This is a genomic window from Psychroflexus maritimus (genome assembly GCF_011089875.1).
In the GTDB taxonomy this organism is placed as follows: Bacteria; Bacteroidota; Bacteroidia; order Flavobacteriales; family Flavobacteriaceae; genus Psychroflexus; species Psychroflexus maritimus.
This window is the reverse complement of record NZ_JAANAS010000026.1, coordinates 1-209: the sequence shown is the minus strand read 5'-3', so window position 1 is coordinate 209 and position 209 is coordinate 1. Positions and strand designations below refer to the sequence as shown.

General features: G+C 31.6%; 1 pseudogene. It reads left to right on the top strand.

Annotated features, from left to right (window positions below):
• Window positions 1-209 (top strand): annotated as a pseudogene (locus G7034_RS02470) (hypothetical protein); the annotation flags it as partial.

Sequence of the window (209 nt, the reverse complement as noted above, 5' to 3'; positions counted from 1 at the left end):
AATTCAATTTATACCTTTACTCCTAATTCTGATGAATGTGCGGAAAGTATTGATATAGAAATTGAAATTATTCCTAGTACTACCCCTGAATTTTCCATACCTAGTGAAATTTGTGAAAATGAACTTCAAGAATTACCTACTACCTCTAATAATGGAATTGAGGGGGAATGGACACCCGAATTAAATAGCTCTAATTCAATTTATACCTT